The sequence below is a fragment of the Phenylobacterium sp. genome, from assembly GCF_036502675.1.
GTDB lineage: Bacteria > Pseudomonadota > Alphaproteobacteria > Caulobacterales > Caulobacteraceae > Phenylobacterium.
In genome coordinates this window covers 1-17322 of record NZ_DASXYF010000005.1, presented here as the reverse complement: position 1 = coordinate 17322, position 17322 = coordinate 1, and the positions used below count along the sequence as shown (strand labels likewise).

The 17322-nt window shown below is 71.3% G+C and carries 21 protein-coding genes; 13 read left to right on the top strand and 8 right to left on the bottom strand.

Going from position 1 to position 17322, the window contains the following annotated elements; all coding sequences use genetic code 11:
- Window positions 1-19: 19 nt before the first annotated feature.
- From VGL30_RS00720 to VGL30_RS00690, 7 genes are all read right to left on the bottom strand, one after another.
- Window positions 20-823 carry a transglutaminase family protein gene (locus VGL30_RS00720; protein WP_331535743.1) on the bottom strand — a complete coding sequence of 268 codons (804 nt, stop codon included), beginning with the start codon at window positions 821-823 and terminating at the stop codon, window positions 20-22.
- Between the two features lie 163 nt (window positions 824-986).
- Entirely contained in the window at window positions 987-1844 is an 858-nt protein-coding gene (locus VGL30_RS00715; protein ID WP_331535741.1) for a PfkB family carbohydrate kinase, read from the bottom strand.
- Window positions 1841-2779 carry a nucleoside hydrolase gene (locus tag VGL30_RS00710; protein ID WP_331535739.1) on the bottom strand — a complete coding sequence of 313 codons (939 nt, stop codon included), beginning with the start codon at window positions 2777-2779 and terminating at the stop codon, window positions 1841-1843. The genes VGL30_RS00715 and VGL30_RS00710 overlap by 4 nt, the downstream gene beginning before the upstream one ends.
- Before the next feature lie 38 nt (window positions 2780-2817).
- On the bottom strand, window positions 2818-3588 hold the full coding sequence (locus VGL30_RS00705; protein ID WP_331535737.1) for an SDR family NAD(P)-dependent oxidoreductase: 771 nt from the start codon (window positions 3586-3588) through the stop codon (window positions 2818-2820).
- Between the two features lie 26 nt (window positions 3589-3614).
- Window positions 3615-3872: a hypothetical protein gene (locus VGL30_RS00700; RefSeq protein WP_331535735.1), complete on the bottom strand. Its 258-nt coding sequence runs from the start codon at window positions 3870-3872 to the stop codon at window positions 3615-3617.
- A 7-nt stretch (window positions 3873-3879) separates the two neighbouring features.
- Entirely contained in the window at window positions 3880-4035 is a 156-nt protein-coding gene (locus VGL30_RS00695) for a hypothetical protein (RefSeq protein WP_331535733.1), read from the bottom strand.
- 24 nt (window positions 4036-4059) lie between these two features.
- Window positions 4060-4419 carry a DUF6481 family protein gene (locus VGL30_RS00690; RefSeq protein WP_331535731.1) on the bottom strand — a complete coding sequence of 120 codons (360 nt, stop codon included), beginning with the start codon at window positions 4417-4419 and terminating at the stop codon, window positions 4060-4062.
- A 374-nt stretch (window positions 4420-4793) separates the two neighbouring features.
- Between VGL30_RS00690 and VGL30_RS00685 the strand changes: the two genes are divergently transcribed.
- The 5 genes from VGL30_RS00685 (at window position 4794) to VGL30_RS00665 (ending at window position 8154) form a co-directional block, all read left to right on the top strand.
- A complete protein-coding gene (locus VGL30_RS00685) occupies window positions 4794-5165 on the top strand; it encodes a YciI family protein (RefSeq protein ID WP_331535729.1) in 372 nt (123 codons plus the stop codon).
- Window positions 5162-6406 carry an RNA polymerase sigma factor gene (locus VGL30_RS00680; protein WP_331535727.1) on the top strand — a complete coding sequence of 415 codons (1245 nt, stop codon included), beginning with the start codon at window positions 5162-5164 and terminating at the stop codon, window positions 6404-6406. Before VGL30_RS00685 ends, VGL30_RS00680 begins: the two co-directional genes overlap by 4 nt.
- Before the next feature lie 412 nt (window positions 6407-6818).
- Entirely contained in the window at window positions 6819-7283 is a 465-nt protein-coding gene (locus VGL30_RS00675; RefSeq protein WP_331535725.1) for an SRPBCC family protein, read from the top strand.
- Window positions 7284-7307: 24 nt separating this feature from the next.
- On the top strand, window positions 7308-7718 hold the full coding sequence (locus tag VGL30_RS00670; RefSeq protein WP_331535723.1) for a VOC family protein: 411 nt from the start codon (window positions 7308-7310) through the stop codon (window positions 7716-7718).
- Window positions 7719-7740: 22 nt separating this feature from the next.
- Window positions 7741-8154, top strand: a complete 414-nt coding sequence (locus VGL30_RS00665; protein ID WP_331535721.1) for a DoxX family protein — start codon at window positions 7741-7743, stop codon at window positions 8152-8154.
- On the opposite strand, the gene VGL30_RS00660 is transcribed toward VGL30_RS00665, so the two are convergent.
- The gene (locus VGL30_RS00660) at window positions 8111-8905 is read right to left on the bottom strand and encodes a pseudouridine synthase (protein WP_331535719.1); all 795 of its coding nucleotides are present in this window, start codon (window positions 8903-8905) and stop codon (window positions 8111-8113) included. The two genes, VGL30_RS00665 and VGL30_RS00660, sit on opposite strands and share 44 nt — an antisense overlap.
- Before the next feature lie 241 nt (window positions 8906-9146).
- Here VGL30_RS00660 and tkt point away from each other — a divergent pair, with 241 nt between their 5' ends.
- The 8 genes from tkt to VGL30_RS00620 all read left to right on the top strand — a co-directional run bounded on the left by tkt (window position 9147) and on the right by VGL30_RS00620 (window position 17142).
- Window positions 9147-11231, top strand: a complete 2085-nt coding sequence (tkt, locus tag VGL30_RS00655) for a transketolase (RefSeq protein WP_331535717.1) — start codon at window positions 9147-9149, stop codon at window positions 11229-11231.
- Complete coding sequence (gene tal / locus VGL30_RS00650; protein ID WP_331535715.1) at window positions 11228-12358, top strand: transaldolase; 1131 nt, start codon at window positions 11228-11230, stop codon at window positions 12356-12358. Before tkt ends, tal begins: the two co-directional genes overlap by 4 nt.
- A 42-nt stretch (window positions 12359-12400) precedes the next feature.
- Window positions 12401-13393, top strand: coding sequence for a phosphogluconate dehydrogenase (NAD(+)-dependent, decarboxylating) (gnd, locus tag VGL30_RS00645; protein WP_331535713.1), 993 nt, complete (start codon window positions 12401-12403; stop codon window positions 13391-13393).
- The gene (locus VGL30_RS00640; RefSeq protein ID WP_331535711.1) at window positions 13359-14228 is read left to right on the top strand and encodes a Cof-type HAD-IIB family hydrolase; all 870 of its coding nucleotides are present in this window, start codon (window positions 13359-13361) and stop codon (window positions 14226-14228) included. The genes gnd and VGL30_RS00640 overlap by 35 nt, the downstream gene beginning before the upstream one ends.
- A complete protein-coding gene (locus tag VGL30_RS00635; RefSeq protein WP_331535710.1) occupies window positions 14225-14575 on the top strand; it encodes a ribulose-phosphate 3-epimerase in 351 nt (116 codons plus the stop codon). Before VGL30_RS00640 ends, VGL30_RS00635 begins: the two co-directional genes overlap by 4 nt.
- 13 nt (window positions 14576-14588) lie before the next feature.
- On the top strand, window positions 14589-14711 hold the full coding sequence (locus VGL30_RS00630; protein ID WP_331535708.1) for a hypothetical protein: 123 nt from the start codon (window positions 14589-14591) through the stop codon (window positions 14709-14711).
- Window position 14712: 1 nt separating this feature from the next.
- Window positions 14713-16902, top strand: a complete 2190-nt coding sequence (locus VGL30_RS00625; protein WP_331535706.1) for a glycogen debranching N-terminal domain-containing protein — start codon at window positions 14713-14715, stop codon at window positions 16900-16902.
- 66 nt (window positions 16903-16968) lie between these two features.
- Window positions 16969-17142 carry a hypothetical protein gene (locus tag VGL30_RS00620; protein WP_331535704.1) on the top strand — a complete coding sequence of 58 codons (174 nt, stop codon included), beginning with the start codon at window positions 16969-16971 and terminating at the stop codon, window positions 17140-17142.
- Window positions 17143-17322 lie beyond the last annotated feature (180 nt).

The following is a 17322-nucleotide window of genomic DNA, read 5'->3' as shown; positions in this document are numbered from 1 at the left end:
GCCGCGGCGCCGGGCGGGATTAGACTTGGTCCGCCCAAACCTTGAACGACTGCAAAGTGTGCGGTCCGAAGGAGTTGATGAGCGGCACGTCGGCGGCGTCGCGACCGCGGGCGATCACGATACGGCCGATGCGGCGGGCGTTGTTGCGCGGGTCGAAGGGGCGCCAGCGGCCGTCCAGATAGACCTCGATCCAGGCGCAGAAGTCCATCGGCCCGCCGGGCGGGACGCCGATGTCCGGCAGGTAGCCGTTCACGTAGCGGGCCGGGATGTTCATGCAGCGGCAGAGGGTCAGCGCCAGGTGGGCGAAGTCGCGGCAGACGCCGGTCCCTTCCTCATAGGCCTCGAAGGCGGTGCGGGTGGGGCGGGCGCATTGGTAGTCGAAGCCGATCCGCTCATGGGCGAAGTCGCAGATCGCCTGCACGCGGGCCCAGCCCGGCGCGGTCTGGCCGAACAGGCTCCAGGCGAGCTGGCTCATCCGGTCGGTCTCGCAATAGCGGCTGCCCATCAGGTAGACCATGCAGTCGTCGGGCAGGTCCTGGACGGGCGCCTGGCCGGCGTCGGGGACCAGCGGGTCCCATTCGCCGTCGTTCCGGATCACCGCGTCGCTGGTCAGGGTGAGCACGCCGGGCGGGGCGATCAGCCGGCGGCAGACGTTGCCGAACAGGTCGCGGTAGGTGTGGGAGGGAATCGCCGGATCGGCGGTGAACGCCTCCGGCTCGGCGAAGGGCGGCGCGCCGTCGGGCTGGACCGTCAACATGCAGACCATCGGCGTCGGCTGCGGACAGGACACCGTGATCTCATAGCCGTGGCGTATCAACAACATGCAGGCTCGCGCTCAGGATGGGGCGCCGGGCGGGGCGGCCTGGCGCTCCCGGCTATACGGTTGATGCGGAGGTTCGTTGCATGCCCATGAAGCGCGGCGAGCCGGCGCCTGCGGAAAGGCCGCGGACGGCAGGCGCCTGCACGAATTTTGAGCAGGCCGGGAGTCAGGCCAGGCCGGCGGCGGCCTCCACCTCGGCGCGCCTGGGCAGGGAGGGCTGAGCGCCGGGGCGGGCGGCGGCCAGCGCCCCGGCGGCGCAGGCGAAGGCCAGCGCCTCCCGGGGGCCGCGGCCCTCGACCAGGGCGACGGTGAGGGCGCCCACGAAGGCGTCGCCGGCGCTGGTGGCGTCCACCGCGGTCACCCGGGGCGGAACGGCCGTGGCGATCTCCACCCCGGCCCGCAGCAGGCGCGCGCCGCGCGCGCCGAGGGTGACGGCCACCAACCCTCCGGCGGCGTCGAGGCGCGGGCCGTAGAAGGCGGCCTCGCCCTCGTTGACGACGACCAGGTCGGCGCGGGCCAGCAGGGCGGGCGGGACCTCCGTCGCCGGGGCGAGGTTGAGGGCGACGAAGCCAGTCGCCAGCTGCATGGCCCGGGCGACGGTGGCGACCGGGAGCTCCAGCTGGCAGATCAGCGCGCCCTGGGGGATCGCAGCCAGGCGGTCCGGGGTGAAGGCGGCGTTGGCGCCGGGGGCCACCACGATCTGGTTCTCGCCGCCCCGCGCCACCGCGATCAGGGCGACGCCGGTGCCGGCGTCCGGGTCGACGGCGACGCCGGACAGGTCGACGCCCTCGGCGCGCAGCAGGGCCAGGGCCGCCTCGCCGAACGGGTCGGCGCCGACCCGGGCGACGAGGCTCACCGCCGCGCCCAGCCGGGCGGCGGCCAGCGCCTGGTTCGCGCCCTTGCCGCCGGGGTGGCGGGCGAGCACGGCCCCGGTGACGGTCTCGCCGGGCGCGGGCAGGGTCGCGCCCGTGGCCACCAGGTCGAGGTTCACCGAGCCCACCACGGTGATCCGCGGCCGGCTCACGGCGCCAGGCGCCGCAGCAGCAGGGCGAAGACCCCCTCGTGGTCGATCTCGGTCGCCCAGTGGACGGTGGCGGCGGACAGGTCCTCCAGCCGGAACTCGACGGCGGTGTGGCCCAGCGTCAGGGGCGAGGCGGTCTCGATCCCGACCCGCGCCGGGCGGGTGACGAACAGCTCGGGCGCCAGCAGGTAGGCGATGGTGCAGGGGTCGTGGACCGGCGGCGCGTCCCAGCCGACCAGCACCTTCTCCACCCGCACGGAGAAGTCGAGGAGCTGGGCGATGGCCAGGGCGGGCGGGGTGGCCAGCGCCCGGATGGCGGCGATGCGCGCCTGGGTGGCGCGCACCTGGTGGGTGGCGTCGAGGCCCAGTAGCACCACGGGGACGCCGGAGCCGATCACCTTCCCGGCGGCGTGCGGGTCGGCGTGGATGTTGTATTCGGAGGAGGCGGTGACGTTGCCGCCCTCGCGCCGGGCGCCGCCCATGGCCACGATGCGGCCGAGGCGCGGGACGATGGCCGGCTCCAGCGCCATGGCCAGCGCCACGTTGGTCATCGGGCCGATCACCGCCAGGGTCACGGCCCCGGCGGGCCGCGCCATCACCAGGCGGACGATCGCCTGGGCGGCATGGCCGGGGGCGACGGGCTCGCCGGGCTCGAAGAGGGCCAGGTCGCCCAGGCCGGTCTCCCCGTGGAAGTGGCCGGCCTCCACCGGCTCGCGCACCAGGGGTCCCTGTGCGCCGGCGTAGACCGGCACGTCCTCCCGGCCGGCGATCTGCCGCAGGATGCGGGCGTTGCGGGCGGTCTGGTCGGCGCTGACGTTGCCGGCCACGGTGGTGATCGCCAGCAGGTCGAGGGCGTCCGGGGCGGCGAAGGCCAGGAACAGGGCCACGGCGTCGTCGACGCCCGGGTCGCAGTCGATGATCAGCGGGATGCGGCTCACCGGCCCACTGTCGCGGGGGCGGGGCGGCATCGCAAGGGTTACAGGCTCTGCCCGTCGTCGAGGGTGAACACCGAGCCGGTGACCGCCCGCGACGCCTGCGAGACCAGGTATAGGGTGACGGGGTCGAGGTCGGCCTCGGTCATCAGCCGGCGGCGGGGGAAGCCCGCCACCTGCTTGCGGCCGCCTTCGCCGGCGAACCACGCGGCGTTGATCTCGGTCTCGATGTAGCCCGGGCAGACGACGTTGACGTTGACGCCGCGGTTCGCCCACTCGCGGGCCAGCGACCGGCCCAGCATCAGCACGGCGGCCTTGGAGGCGCAGTAGACGGCGACGCCCGGCAGCACCTTCTGCGCGCCGATGGAGGCGATCAGCACGATGCGGCCGCGCTGCTCCTCCCGGGGGAAGGCGGCCATCATCCGCCGCGCGCCCTCGCGGGCGGTGAGGAAGGCGCCGCGGACGTTGACCGCCATCAGCCGGTCGAAGGTCTCGACGGGCAGGTCGGCGGCCAGGCCCTCGGCGTTGACGCCGGCGTTGGCGATCACGCTGTCGATGGGACCCAGCGCCGCCTGCGCCTGGTCGTAGCCGGCGATCACCGAGTCCTCGTCCTGCACGTCCATGGACACGGCTATGGCCCGGCCGCCGTCCGCCACGATCCGGGTGGCGAGCTCGGCCAGGCGGTCGGTGCGGCGGGCGGCCAGCGCCAGCCGCGCGCCTGCGGCGGCGGCGGAGCGGGCGAACTGCAGGCCGAGGCCGGCGGAGGCGCCGGTGATCAGCAGGGTGCGGTCGGAGAGGTCGAAGGGCTGGGTCATGGGCGCTCCATGCACGTGGACTGGACTCAGCGGGCGCCGGTGATTTCCTTGATCAGGGCCTGCACCGAGGACTTGCCGCCCGCGTTCCACACGGCTCTCAGGTGCGCCAGGGTGCGGCCCGCCGCCTCGTCGAACCGCCATTCGCACCCGTCGATGCGGCAGTCCTTGAAGATCGGCGGCTCCCCGCCGGCGTAGACCAGCCGGCAGTTGCGGAACTCGCAGTCGGAGAACGTCTCGCCATCGAGCGCGACCGTCTCGTGGTTGTAGATGACGCCGTCCGGCATGTGGGTCTCAGCTTTCTTCGGGTTCGGCGCGATCCGGCCCCGGCGCCTCGGCGTCGGTCCGCTCGCGCTGGGTCCGCTTCGCGTCGGCCTTCTCGGCGAGCTTGTTCGCCTTGACCCGCTCGCGCTCTATCCGCTCGAATTTATAGTTGGGCTTCCTCGCCATCGACGGCTTTCCCTGGACTTGAGGCTATCTTCGCGCCTTACGCGCCGCGTAACGCGCATCGCGTTTCGCCTTGGCCTCGGCCTGTGATAGCGCCTTTCGTTCCTTGCGGGCGCCCCGTTTGGCGTCGAGGGCGAGGGCGTCGACAGCCTCCTCGGCCTGGCGCGCGGCTTCCAGCGCGTCGGCCGCCGCCTGCCGCTTGGCCGTCTTGGCCAGGGCGCGCTCCTCGCGGACCTGCTCGAGCGCCGCCTGGCGCGCGGCGGTCCGGTCGGCCAGCTCCGGATCGGTGACGGTGGGCTTCGGCCGGAAGTTCGCAAGCAGCGCCTTCTTGGCCTCGGCGGCGGTCTTCAGGCGGTCGGCGAATCCCGTCCCATGTATTTCGCTCATGCAGGTCTTTCAGCTATCGCGGCCGCCCGCCGGCGTCGCCGACGGGAGGGAGCCGCCATGCAGGTCGCCCCGGTCGGGGGTCCTGATCAAATCGTCGGAGAGGATCTAGAAAGCCCGGAGCTCGATCCGAAGGACAAGCGTGGAGAGCGACCGAACCAAATCGATATTCGACTGGGAGACCATCGCACGGATGGGCGCGGAGGGACAGCGAAATCGGAAGCGGAGGCGGGGAAGGGCCGGCGGCGGACACCTTGCCGCAATCCGGAAAACCCCGGCTCCTGTTCCTCGACCGCCTCGCCCGGGCGCAAATAAATCGGCCGCGCCTGTCGGTTACGGCGCTATCCCTGCGTCCTCAGGTTCGAAAAGGAGATCCGATGCAGTACGCCATCCTCTGCTACAACGACGAGCAGATCGTCGGCGCCTGGACCAAGGAAGAGGACGACGCCGTCATGGCCCGCCTCGACGTGGTGCACGCCAAGCTGGCCAAGGCCGGCCGCTTCGTCGGCGCGGCCCGGCTGCTGCCCACCACCGCGGCCACCTGCTTGCGCAAGGGCGAGGAGCCCCTGGTGCTGGACGGCCCCTTCGTCGAGACCAAGGAGCAGCTGCTGGGCTTCTACGTGATCGACTGCGAGGACCTGGAGCAGGCGCTGGAGACCGCCAGGGAACTGGCCGTCGCCAACCCCGGCGCCGGCGGCTACGAGGTGCGGCCCGTGGCGCTGTTCGTGCCGGGGACAGGGCTTTCGTGACCGACCTCGCCTGGATCGATACCGCGCTCACTTCGGCCCGGCCCCAGGCGCTCGGCGCGCTGCTGCGCTACTTCCGCGACCTCGACGCGGCGGAGGAGGCGTTCCAGAACGCCTGCCTGCGCGCCCTGAAGAGCTGGCCGCAGAACGGCCCGCCGCGCGACCCCGTCGCCTGGCTGATCCTGGTCGGCCGCAACGCCGGCCTCGACCAGGTCCGCCGCCAGGCCAGGCAGCAGCCGCTCCCGCCGGAGGCGGAGGTCTCCGACCTCGACGACGCGGAGGACGCCCTGGCCGAGCGGCTGGACGGCGCCCACTACCGCGACGACATCCTGCGGCTGCTGTTCATCTGCTGCCACCCGGACCTGCCGGCCACCCAGCAGATCGGGCTGGCCCTGCGCATCGTCTCCGGCCTCTCGGTCAGGCAGATCGCCCGGGCCTTCCTGGTGGGGGAGGCGGCCATGGAGCAGCGGATCACCCGCGCCAAGGCCCGCATCGCCAAAGCCGACGTGGCCTTCGAGACCCCCGGTCCGGTCGAGCGCTCCGAGCGCCTCGCCGCCGTGGCGGCGATGGTCTACCTGATCTTCAACGAGGGCTATTCCGCCGGCGGCGAGGCGGCGGCCGAGCGCGCGCCGCTCTGTGCCGAAGCGATCCGCCTGGGCCGCCTGCTGCTGCGCCTCTTCCAGGCCGAGCCGGAGATCATGGGGCTGACCGCCCTGATGCTGCTGCAGCACGCGAGAGCCGCCGCCCGTTTCGACGCCGGCGGCCAGATCATCCTGATGGACGACCAGGACCGCAGCCTGTGGAATCCGGCGATGATCGCCGAGGGCCTGGCCCTGATCGACAAGGCGCTGCGCCACCGCCGCCCCGGCCCTTACCAGGTGCAGGCCGCCATCGCCGCGCTGCACGCCCGCGCCGCCCGTCCGGCCGACACCGACTGGGCCCAGATCGACGCGCTCTACGCCACGCTGGAGGTGCTGCAGCCCTCGCCGGTGGTCACCCTCAACCGCGCCGTCGCGGTCTACAAGGTCAGGGGGCCGGAGGCGGCGCTGGCCATGGTCGAGCCCCTGGCCGGCCGGCTCTCCGGCTACTTCCACTTCCACGGCCTGAAGGGCGCGTTGCTCCGCGACCTGGGCCGCGCCGCCGAAGCCCGTGAAGCCTTCGCCCGGGCCATAGCGCTGGCCCACACCCCGGCCGAAGCCGCCCATATCCGCCAGCACCTCGACGGGCTGGGCGGGGCGGCCTGAATCGCCGCTCGGCTCAGCCGCTTCCGCCCCCTCGAACGTCATCCCCGGCTGGAGCGCGGCCCGCGCGGAATGGCCGCCCCCAGGATATGTTCTCACTATGTTCTTGTGGCGCTCCGCCGCCTGAGCTAGGCTCCCAGTCCCGCCGCCGCGGGCGAACTCTGCCGGGTGTTGACCGGTCAATACCCCGGTAAACGCCCCGGAGATCTAACAACCCATTGATTATATGTTTATTTAATCTGAAATCCGGGTGTTGTCCGCCACCTCGAAAATGTATTTACCACCGAAAGGCTTGGCCCCGATCACCCGCCGGGTGATGGCGAAAAACCGAAGCCCGCAAAAAATTCGCAAACTCTTGTCGGCTCGACCATGGGCCGTTCGTCCTAGGATCAATGCAAGACACCAGGAGCCCCCGATGCCCGCCGTCGGCCACGACCTCACGCTGACCCGCATCTTCGACGCCCCGCCCGAGAAGGTCTGGCGGGCCTGGACCGACCCCACGGTGCTGCCCAGGTGGTTCGCGCCCCGCCCCTGGACCACCTCCCGCGTCGAGATCGACGTCCGCCCCGGCGGCTCTTCCCTGATCGTCATGCGCGATCCGCAGGGGACCGACTATCCGAACCCCGGCGTCTACCTGGAGGTCACGCCCAACCGGCGTCTTGTGTTCACCGACGCCTACACCGAGGCCTGGAAGCCTTCGGAGAAGCCGTTCTTCACCGGGATCATCGAGCTGGAGGACCTGGGCGGCGGCAAGACCCGCTACACCGCCACGGCCCGCCACTGGACCGCCGCCGACAAGGAGACCCACGAGAAGATGGGCTTCCACGAAGGCTGGGGCCAATGCGCCGACCAGCTCGCCGAACTCCTGCCGACCCTCTGACCCCCGAACCCTAGGAGCCGTCCGATGCCCGAAGCCCCTGCGCCCGTGTTCTCCAGCGTGATCCCCTACATCAACCTGGAGGGCGCCGCCGCGGCCTCCGAGCTCTACCAGAAGGCCTTCGGGGCCACGGAGGTCTTCCGCCTGCCGGCCGACGACGGAAAGCGGCTGATGCACTGCCACCTGCAGATCAACGGCGGCGACGTGATGATCAGCGACTGCTTCCCCGAGCACGGCGCGGACATGGCCTACCAGCCCTCCAGCTCCTTCACCCTCCACCTGCAGGTCGACGACATCCAGGCCTGGGTGAAGCGCGCCGTCGACGCCGGCATGACCGTCTCCATGCCGGTGCAACGGATGTTCTGGGGCGACGACTTCGGCAAGCTCGTCGACCGCTTCAAAGTCAACTGGTCGCTGGGCGAGACGCCCAGGTCCTGACCCTGGCTCCAGGAGCCGCGCCATGACTGCGCAGACCCTCGCCGCGCCAGCGGCCCCGTCCAGGCTGACGACCTGGGCGGGCAGGGGCCTCATCGGCCTCGTCACCGCCTTCATGCTGTTCGACGCGGTCATCAAGCTGGTGAAGATCCAGCCGGTGACCGATAGCTTCCGCCAGCTCGGCTACCCCGACAGCCTGGCCCGGGGGATCGGGACCATGGAGCTGCTCGTCACCGCCCTCTACGTCTTCCCGCGCACCTCGGTGCTGGGGGCGGTGCTGATGACCGCGATCATGGGCGGCGCCATCGCCAGCCACCTGCGGCTCGGCGATCCGCTGTTCAGCCACACCCTGTTCGGCGTCTACCTGGGCCTGATGGCCTGGGGCGGCCTCTGGCTCACCGATCCGAAGCTGCGCGCCCTGCTGCCGCTGCGCCGCTGACCAGCAGGTCCCGCTCGGCGGCCGTCAGCGGCCGCCAGCGGCCCTCCGGCAGGTCGCCCAGCACCAGGCCGCCGACCCGCACCCGGAACAGGTCGGTGACCTGTAGCTCCACCATCTCGCACATCCGCCGGATCTGCCGGTTGCGCCCCTCCCTCAGCACGAAGCGCAGTTGCTGGCCCTCCACCACGCTGACCTGCGCCGGCTTCAGGTCGCGCCCGTCCAGCCGCAGGCCGTGGCGCAGCATCTTCAGCTTGCGCGCGTTGAGCGCCCCCGCCACCTGCACCCGGTATTCCTTCTCCAGCTCCGAGGCTGGCCCGATCACCGCCTTGGCCACCACCCCGTCCTCCGAGAGGATCAGCAGGCCGCGGGAGTCCTTGTCGAGCCGCCCCGCCGGCGCCAGCCGGCTGTCGCGCCCCGGGATGGCGTCGGCCTCGCCCCACAGCGCCGCCCGCGTCAGCAGCCGCACCGCCGGAACCTGGTCCGCCTCCGGCTGCGAGGAGACGATCCCCACCGGCTTGTGCAGCACGACGGAGAGCGGCCCGCCCGCCGGCGCCGCGGCGTCGTCGGCCAGGGTCAGGGTCTGGCCGGCGGCGATCTTGCGCCCGGGGTCCTCGACCCGCTGGCCGTCGATGCTCACCAGACCCTTGCCGATCAGCGCCTCGGCCTCGCGCCGCGAGCACACCCCGCTCTGCGCCAGCCAGCGGTTCACCCGCTGCGGTTCCGGTTCGTCATAGGTGCGCGTCCAGGCCATGTCCGGTCCATAGCCGTCCGGGCCCGCAAGTTGAACAGCCAAGGGACTCCCGCCGGTCTGCCCGGCGGCGATTGATCGCCGGGGCCTCGGAACTCCGTGGGCGCAGGGCCGTTGCTCCTGCAGCCTGCATCTCGGGGCGCCGTCTCCGCGAGATGCAGGCGATTGTCACCGCTGTTCCGGACAGGCCGCAGGCGCTCCGCCGCAGCGGTCGCTGGCGCAGCCTTTGCGTTCGGAGATCGGCATGGATGGCGCAGCAGATCGCGGTTCGGCGGTTGTCGACGGCGCCGAGTTGGCGATCGACACGATCCGCACCCTGGCGATCGATGCGGTGGAGAAGGCGCAATCGGGCCACGCCGGCGCCCCCATGGGCCTTGCGGCTGTCGGCTATACGCTGTGGACGCGCTTCCTGCGCTACGACCCCGAGGACCCGACCTGGATCAACCGTGACCGGTTCGTGCTGTCGGCCGGCCACGCCTCGATGCTGCTCTACAGCCTGCTGCACCTGGCGGACGTCCAGGCCGTGGACCGCCAGGGGCGTCTGCAGGGCAGGCCCGCCGTCAGCCTCGACGACATCGAGCATTTCCGTCAGCTGGGCAGCGTGACGCCGGGCCACCCGGAGTATCGCCATACGACGGGCGTGGAGACCACCACCGGGCCGCTGGGCCAGGGCTGCGGCAACAGCGTCGGGATGGCGATGGCCGAGCGCTGGCTCGCGGCGCGGTTCAACAAGCCCGACCGCAAGCTCTTCGACTACAGCGTCTATGTGATCTGCAGCGACGGCGACCTGATGGAAGGCGTCGCCAGCGAGGCCGCCTCGCTGGCCGGCCACCTGAAACTCTCCAACCTCTGCTGGATCTACGACGACAACACCGTGACCATCGAGGGCCACACCGACCTGGCGTTCAGCGAGGACGTGGCGGCCCGGTTCCGCGCCTACGGCTGGGCGACCCGGGAGGTGGCCGACGCCAACGACACCGAGGCCTTCGCCAAGGCTGTCGAGGCTTTCCGCGCGACCTCCGACCGTCCGACCCTGATCCGGGTCAGGAGCGTCATCGGCTACGGATCGCCGCACAAGCAGGGCACGTCCAGGATCCACAGCGATCCCCTTGGCCCGGACGAGGTGCGGCTGACCAAGGCCGCCTACGGCTGGCCGCAGGACGCCCGGTTCCGCGTGCCGGACGGCGTGCGCGCGCATTTCGCCGAAACCCTGGGCGCGCGCGGCAAGGCGCTGCGCCAGGCGTGGGAGGCCGACTTTGGCCGCTACCGGGAGGCCGAGCCGCATCTGGCCCGCGAACTGGACCTGATGCGCGGTGGCGAGGCGCCGGATGGCTGGGACGCGGACATCCCGGTCTTTCCCGCAGACCCCAAGGGCGTCGCCAGCCGGGAAGCTTCCGGCAAGACGCTGAACGCGGTGGCCCGCCACATCCCGTGGCTGCTGGGCGGGGCGGCGGACCTGGCGCCCTCCACCAAGACCAGGCTGGAGTTCGAGGAGGCGGGGACGTTCGGGCCGGAGAGCTATGGCGGCCGCAACCTGCACTTCGGGGTGCGCGAGCACGCCATGGGCGCGATCGTCAACGGCCTGGCGCTCTCCGGCCTGCGTCCCTACACCGGCACCTTCCTGATCTTCAGCGATTACATGCGCCCGCCCACCCGCCTGGCGGCGCTGATGGAACTGCCGGTGGTGTTCGTTTTCACCCACGACTCCATCGGGCTCGGCGAGGACGGCCCGACGCACCAGCCGATCGAACAGCTGGCGGCCCTGCGTGCGATCCCGGGCCTGATCACCCTGCGCCCCGGCGACGCCAACGAGACCGCCGAGGCCTGGCGCACGATCCTCGGCCAGAGCCGGCGGCCCGCGTGCCTCGTGCTGTCGCGCCAGGCGCTGCCGACGCTGGATCGCCGCCGCTACGCCCCGGCCCAGGGGGTGCGCCGCGGCGCCTATGTCCTGGCCGGCGCCGAGGAGCGTCCGCAGGTGATCCTGATGGCCACCGGCAGCGAGGTCTCGCTCTGCGTCGATGTCTATGAACGGCTGAGCTCGGAAGGCATGGCGGCGCGAGTGGTCTCTATGCCGTCCTGGGACCTCTTCGAGCAACAGGACCAGGTCTATCGCGACCAGGTGCTGCCGCCTGACGTCGTGGGCCGGGTGGCTGTCGAGGCTGGGACGAGCCTGGGCTGGGATCGCTATGCGGGCCCGGGCGGCGCGATCCTGGCCATGCACACCTTCGGAGCCTCGGCGCCGATCGCCGACCTGAGGACCAGGTTCGGCTTCACCCCGGATCACCTCTACGAAGCGGCCAAGGCGCAGGCCGCGCGAGGCAAGCCATGAGCAATCCGCTGCAGCGCCTGGGCGAGGTCGGCCAGGCCGTCTGGCTCGACTTCATCGACCGCAAGATCCTGGCGACGGGCGGCTTGAAGAAGCTGATCGCCGAGGACGGGCTGAAGGGCGTGACCTCCAACCCCTCGATCTTCGAGAAGGCGATCGGCGAGGGCTCGGACTACGACGACCGCCTGCGGGCCTTCCTGGCGCAGGGCAAGGTCGAGGCCGCCGAGGTCTATGAGCGCCTGGCGATCGCCGACATCCAGGACGCCGCCGACCAGTTGCGCCCGGTCCATGACGCGATGAACGGCGCCGATGGCTTCGTGAGCCTGGAAGTCTCGCCCTATCTGGCGTTGGACACCCGGGCGACGGTCACCGAGGCGCGGCGGCTCTGGAACGCCGTCGACCGGCCGAACCTCATGGTCAAGGTTCCGGGGACCGAGGCCGGGGTCGCCGCGATCCGCACGCTGGTCGGCGAGGGGATCAACGTCAACGTCACCCTGCTGTTCGCGCTGGAGGCCTATCTGGCGGTGGCGGAGGCGCACATCGCCGGCCTGGAAGCGTTCAAGGCGGGCGGCGGCGACGCGGGCAAGGTCGCGGGCGTGGCCAGCTTCTTCGTCAGCCGGATCGACGCCCAGATCGACAGGAAGATCGACCAGCGCGTGGCCGCCGGCGGCCGGGACGCCGAGCGGTTGCAGGCGTTGCGCGGCAAGGTGGCCGTCGCCAACGCCAAGATGGCCTATCGGGAATATCTGAGGCTGATCGAAACGCCCCGCTGGAAAGTCCTGGCGACGGCGGGCGCGCGGCCGCAGCGGTTGCTGTGGGCGTCCACCGGGACCAAGGACCCGGCCTATTCCGACGTGCTCTATGTCGAGAGTCTGATCGGCCCGGACACGGTCAACACCATGCCGCCCAAGACCATGGACGCCTTCCGCGACCACGGGCGGGTGGCCCTGACCCTGACCCAGGACGTGCCCGAGGCCGAACGGGTGCTGGCCGAGGCCGAGCGCCTGGGCCTCGACCTTCCGGGCGTGACGCGCGACCTGGTGACCGACGGCGTCAAGCTGTTCTCCGACTCCGCCGACAAGCTGCTGGACGCCGTGCGGGCCAAGCTCGGCCGGCGAAGCGCGGGCTGAGGCGGCGCGATTCCTCCACTTCCGCCGAGAAGGACAAGTCGCATGCAGTTGGGCGTCATCGGCCTGGGTCGGATGGGCGGCAACATTGTTCGACGGCTGATGCAGGACGGTCACGACTGCGTCGTCTGGGATCGCGACGCCGCGGCGGTAAAGGCGTTGGCCGACGACGGCGCGACGGGAGCGGCCGACCTGGCGGACCTCGCGGCCAGGCTGCGGGCGCCGCGCGCCGTATGGATCATGCTGCCGGCCGGCGATCCCACCGAGGAGACCGTCCGGCAGCTGGCCGGCCTGTTCGGCTCCGGCGACACCGTCATCGACGGGGGCAACACTTTCTACAAGGACGACATCCGGCGGGCGCAGGCGCTGAAGGCCAATGGCCTGCACTATGTCGACGTGGGCACCTCCGGCGGCGTCTGGGGTCTGTCGCGCGGCTACTGCATGATGATCGGCGGCGAGAAGAGCGCGGTGGACCGGCTGGACCCGGTGTTCCGGACGCTGGCGCCCGGCGCCGGCGCCATCGCGCGCACCAGGCGCCCCGACGGCGCCGATCCGCGCGCCGAGCTCGGCTATATCCACGCCGGTCCCGTGGGCGCGGGGCATTTCGTGAAGATGATCCACAACGGCATCGAGTACGGGCTGATGCAGGCCTATGCCGAGGGCTTCGACATCCTGCGCAACAAGAGCTCCGCGAGCCTGCCCGTGGACCAGCGCTACGAGCTCGACCTGATGGACATCGCCGAGGTCTGGCGACGCGGCAGTGTCGTCTCGTCCTGGCTGCTCGACCTCACCGCCTCGGCCCTGGCGGGCGACGCGACGCTGGAGAACTACACCGGCGCGGTGGCCGATTCCGGCGAGGGGCGCTGGACCATCGAGGCGGCGATAGAGGAGGCGGTGCCGGCCGAGGTGCTGTCGGCGGCGCTCTACGCCCGGTTCCGCTCACGCCAGGAACACACCTTCGGCGAGAAGCTGCTGTCGGCCATGCGGTTCGGATTCGGCGGCCATGTGGAAGGTCCCCTGGGTGGCGGCGGTGGATGACGCCGCGCCCGCGCCGCCAGGCGCCTTCCTGATCTCCGATGTGGACGGCACCCTGGTCACGCCCGACAAGCTGCTGACCGAAGCGGCCGCGGCGGCGGTGCGCTCGTTGCGCACGGCGGGCGTCGGCTTCAGCCTGATCTCCAGCCGCCCGCCCCGCGGCATGGCCGCCCTGCTGAGCGTGCTGGAGGTCGACAAGCCGTTCGCAGCCTTCAACGGCGGCGGCGTCCTCGGCCCGGACGGCGAGGTCATCGAGCGCCTGACCGTGCCGGTCGAAGCGGCCCGCATGGCGCTGGCGCTGTTCGATCTGCGCGGGATCGACAGCTGGGTCTTCGCGCGCGGCGAGTGGTGGCTGCGCGACCCTCGTGGGATCTGCACCGACCGCGAGCGCCGCACCGTCGGCTTCGAGCCGACCGCCGTCACAGGCTTCGACAGCCTGCTGGGGGAGATCGACAAGCTCGTCGGCGTTTCGGACGACCATGACCTGCTGGCGCGCGTGGAGCTCGAGGCCCAGGCGCGGCTGGGCGGGCTCGCCGCCGCCGTCCGGTCGCAGCCCTACTACCTCGACGTCACCCATCGCGACGCGAACAAGGGCCATGCGGTGCGGGCGATCTGCCGGCGCCTGGGGCTCGAGAAGGCGAACCTGGCGGTGATCGGCGACATGGCCAACGACCTTTCGATGTTCCGGGAGGCGGGGTTCGCCGTCGCCATGGGCCAAGCGCCGCCGGCCGTGCGCGCCGCCGCCGCCGCCGTGACCGGTCCGAACACCGAAGACGGCTTCGCCGAGGCGGTCCGCCGGTACATCCTGCCGCGCGCCGCCGCGGGGGCCGCCCCATGACCCACCGCGCCGTCATCGTCGCGCCCTCGATCCTCTCGGCCGACTTCACGCGGCTGGGCGAGGAGGTCCGGGCCGTAGACCAGGCCGGGGCGGACTGGATCCATGTGGACATCATGGACGGGCGCTTCGTGCCCGACATCACCTTCGGCCCGGACATCGTGAAGGCGATCCGGCGCTGCACGCGCAAGCCGCTGAACTGTCACCTGATGATCGTCGAGCCCGAGCGCCATATCGAGGCCTTCGCCGACGCCGGCGCCGACCACCTGCTGGTCCAGGCCGAGCCGGGCTCGACCACCCACCTGCACCGCGTCCTCAGCCGGATCCGCGAAGGGCGGGAGGCGTGGTAGTGGGGGGTGCGTCGTGACAGCGCCGGCGGTGCTGGTGATCGGCGTGTCCGGCGCCGGCAAGTCGACGGCCGGCGTCGTGGCGGCCCTGCGGGCGCGGAGCGTCAGCCTGGCCCCGCACGCCGGCGGAGCGCCCTGACATGGCCGCGGAGATCACGGTCGGGCCGCCCAGGCTCGCCATCAACCAGGGCCACGCCTTCCTGCTCACCGACCAGGACGGGCAGATCTCGGCGCCGACCGACAAGGGGCTGTACGACCGCGACACGCGTCTGATCTCGAGCTGGCGGATCTATGCGAACGGCGTGCGGTGGGACCTGCTGAACTCCGCCAACATCGCCTATTTCGCCAGCCGCGTGTTCCTGCTGAACCGCGCGCTCGCCAGCGCGGCGGGCGACATCGCGGCCGGCAGCCTGGCGTTGACTCTGAGTCGCACGATCGGCCACGGCCTGCACGAGGACCTCGACCTCGTGAACCATGGCGCCAAGGCGGTGCAGTTCAACCTGGAGATCGCCATCCGCAGCGACTTTGCGGACGTCTTCGAGGTGAGGTCCGGGCGGATCGTCCGCCGTGGCCATATCCACACCGCCTGGACGCCTCGGGCCCAGCGCCTGGACACCAGCTACGTCAACGCCGACTTCAGGCGCGGCCTCTCCGTCAAGGTGCGGCGCGGGGGGAGCCGGCCGGTCTATGCGAACGGCCGCATCAGCTTCGACATCGCGCTGGACCCCGGCGAGGCCTGGCACGCCTGCCTGATCTACGAGTTCGCGGGGCATGAGGGACGGGCGCCCAAGTCCTGCGTCGAGGCGGCGCTGGGCTCCCAGCTGGCCACCGGCCTGAACGTCTGGCAGGCCGGGGTCCTGAAGCTGCAGACCGGCAACGAGGAGTTCTACCGCTACTACCGCCAGGCCGTCGCCGACATGGCCGCGCTGCGCCTGCCGTTCGAGGGCACCGATCACATGCAGTTCGTGCCGGCGGCGGGCGTCCCGTGGTTCGTGGGCCTGTTCGGCCGCGACAGCTTGATCGTCTCGCTGCAGAACGCGATGATCTATCCGGACTTCGCCCGCGGGGCGCTCGATGTCCTGGGCCGGTATCAGGCCGACGCGCGCGACGACTGGCGCGACGCCGAGCCCGGCAAGATCATGCACGAGCTGCGGACCGGCGAGCTCGCCCACTTCAAGCTGATCCCGCACACGCCGTACTACGGGACGGCCGACGCCACGCCGCTTTACCCGATCGTCCTCCATACCGCGTGGCGCAGCACCGGCGACCACGGCCTGCTCGAACGCTACCTGCCGGTCGCCGAGCGCTGCCTGGACTGGATCGACACGTACGGCGATCGCGACAAGGACGGCTTCCAGGAATACCAGACCCGGTCGGACGCCGGTTACGAGAACCAGGGCTGGAAGGATTCCGGCGAGGCGCTGGTCTATCCCGACGGGTCGCGGGTGAAGGGGCCGAAGGCGCTCTGCGAACTGCAGGGCTACGTCTACGACGCCTGGTTGCGCATGGCCGACATCTACGACGCCCTGGACCGCAAGGCCAAGGCCGCTCGCCTGCGCCGCAAGGCCGCCGAGCTGTTCGAGCGGTTCAACGACGTGTTCTGGGACGAGGCCAGCGGCTTCTACGCCTTCGCCCTCGACGGCGAGAAAGCCAGGGTCATGAGCGTCACCTCCAATCCCGGCCACGCCCTCTGGTCGGGCATCGTGCCGCCGGACCGCGCGGCCCGGGTGGTGAAGCGGCTGATGGCGCCGGACATGTGGACGGGCTGGGGAATCCGGACCTTGTCGTCCGACCACCCGGCTTACAACCCGAACTCCTACCAGAACGGCTCGGTCTGGCCCCACGATAACGGGCTGATCGCGCTGGGCTTCCGGCGGTACGGCTTCGTGGCGGAGGCGGCGCAGGTCGCCCGGGGGATCAGCGGCGCGGCGTCCTACTTCCAGCAGCACCAGCTTCCAGAGCTCTACGCGGGCCTGTCCCGCTCGCCGACGACCTTTCCCGTGCAGTACCTGGGCGCCAACACGCCGCAGGCGTGGGCGGCGGGGTCGTGCTTCTCGTTCCTGCAGATGTTCCTGGGCTTCCAGCCAGACGCGCCCAACGGCCTGCTGTATCTGGATCCGGCGCTGCCCGACTGGATGACCGACCTGATCCTGCGTGACGTGCGTATCGACAGGATGTCGTTCGACCTGCGCTTCTGGCGCGACGGAGCGGCGACGCGATGGGAGGTGCTGAAAGGCGATCCTAATCGTGTCCGGCCGCTCGCCTTCGCCTCGGGTCCGGCGCTCGCCGTGAAGGGGCGGCCCACGCTCGCGCCGGGCGGGCCGTCTTAATTTTTCGCAAAGGTGCCGCCCCTATGATTCTACCATGGGTAGAATAGAGACGGCCGGGTGCACGGTGTGAACTCCATCAACACCAACCCCGCAGCCCTGCTGGGGGCGCAGGCTTTCACGGCCGCATCGAACGAATTGACCGCCACCCAGCGTCGTCTCGCGACGGGGCTCAAGGTCGCCAGCGCGAAGGACAACGGCGCCACCTGGTCCATCGCCAACGCTCGGCTTCGGATTCCCTGACCACGGTCAATCAGTCGCTTAGCCGCGCCGCCTTGGCGATCGGCCCCGGGGGCTGAGCGGGGGTGTCTCAGGCGGGGAGGAGTTGCGGCTGTTCGGCGGGGGCGCGCCGGTCGTGGGGGCTGGGCCGGGGGGCTGGGGCGGCCTGGAAGCTGTGGATTGCGACGGGGGTGCGCAACAGCG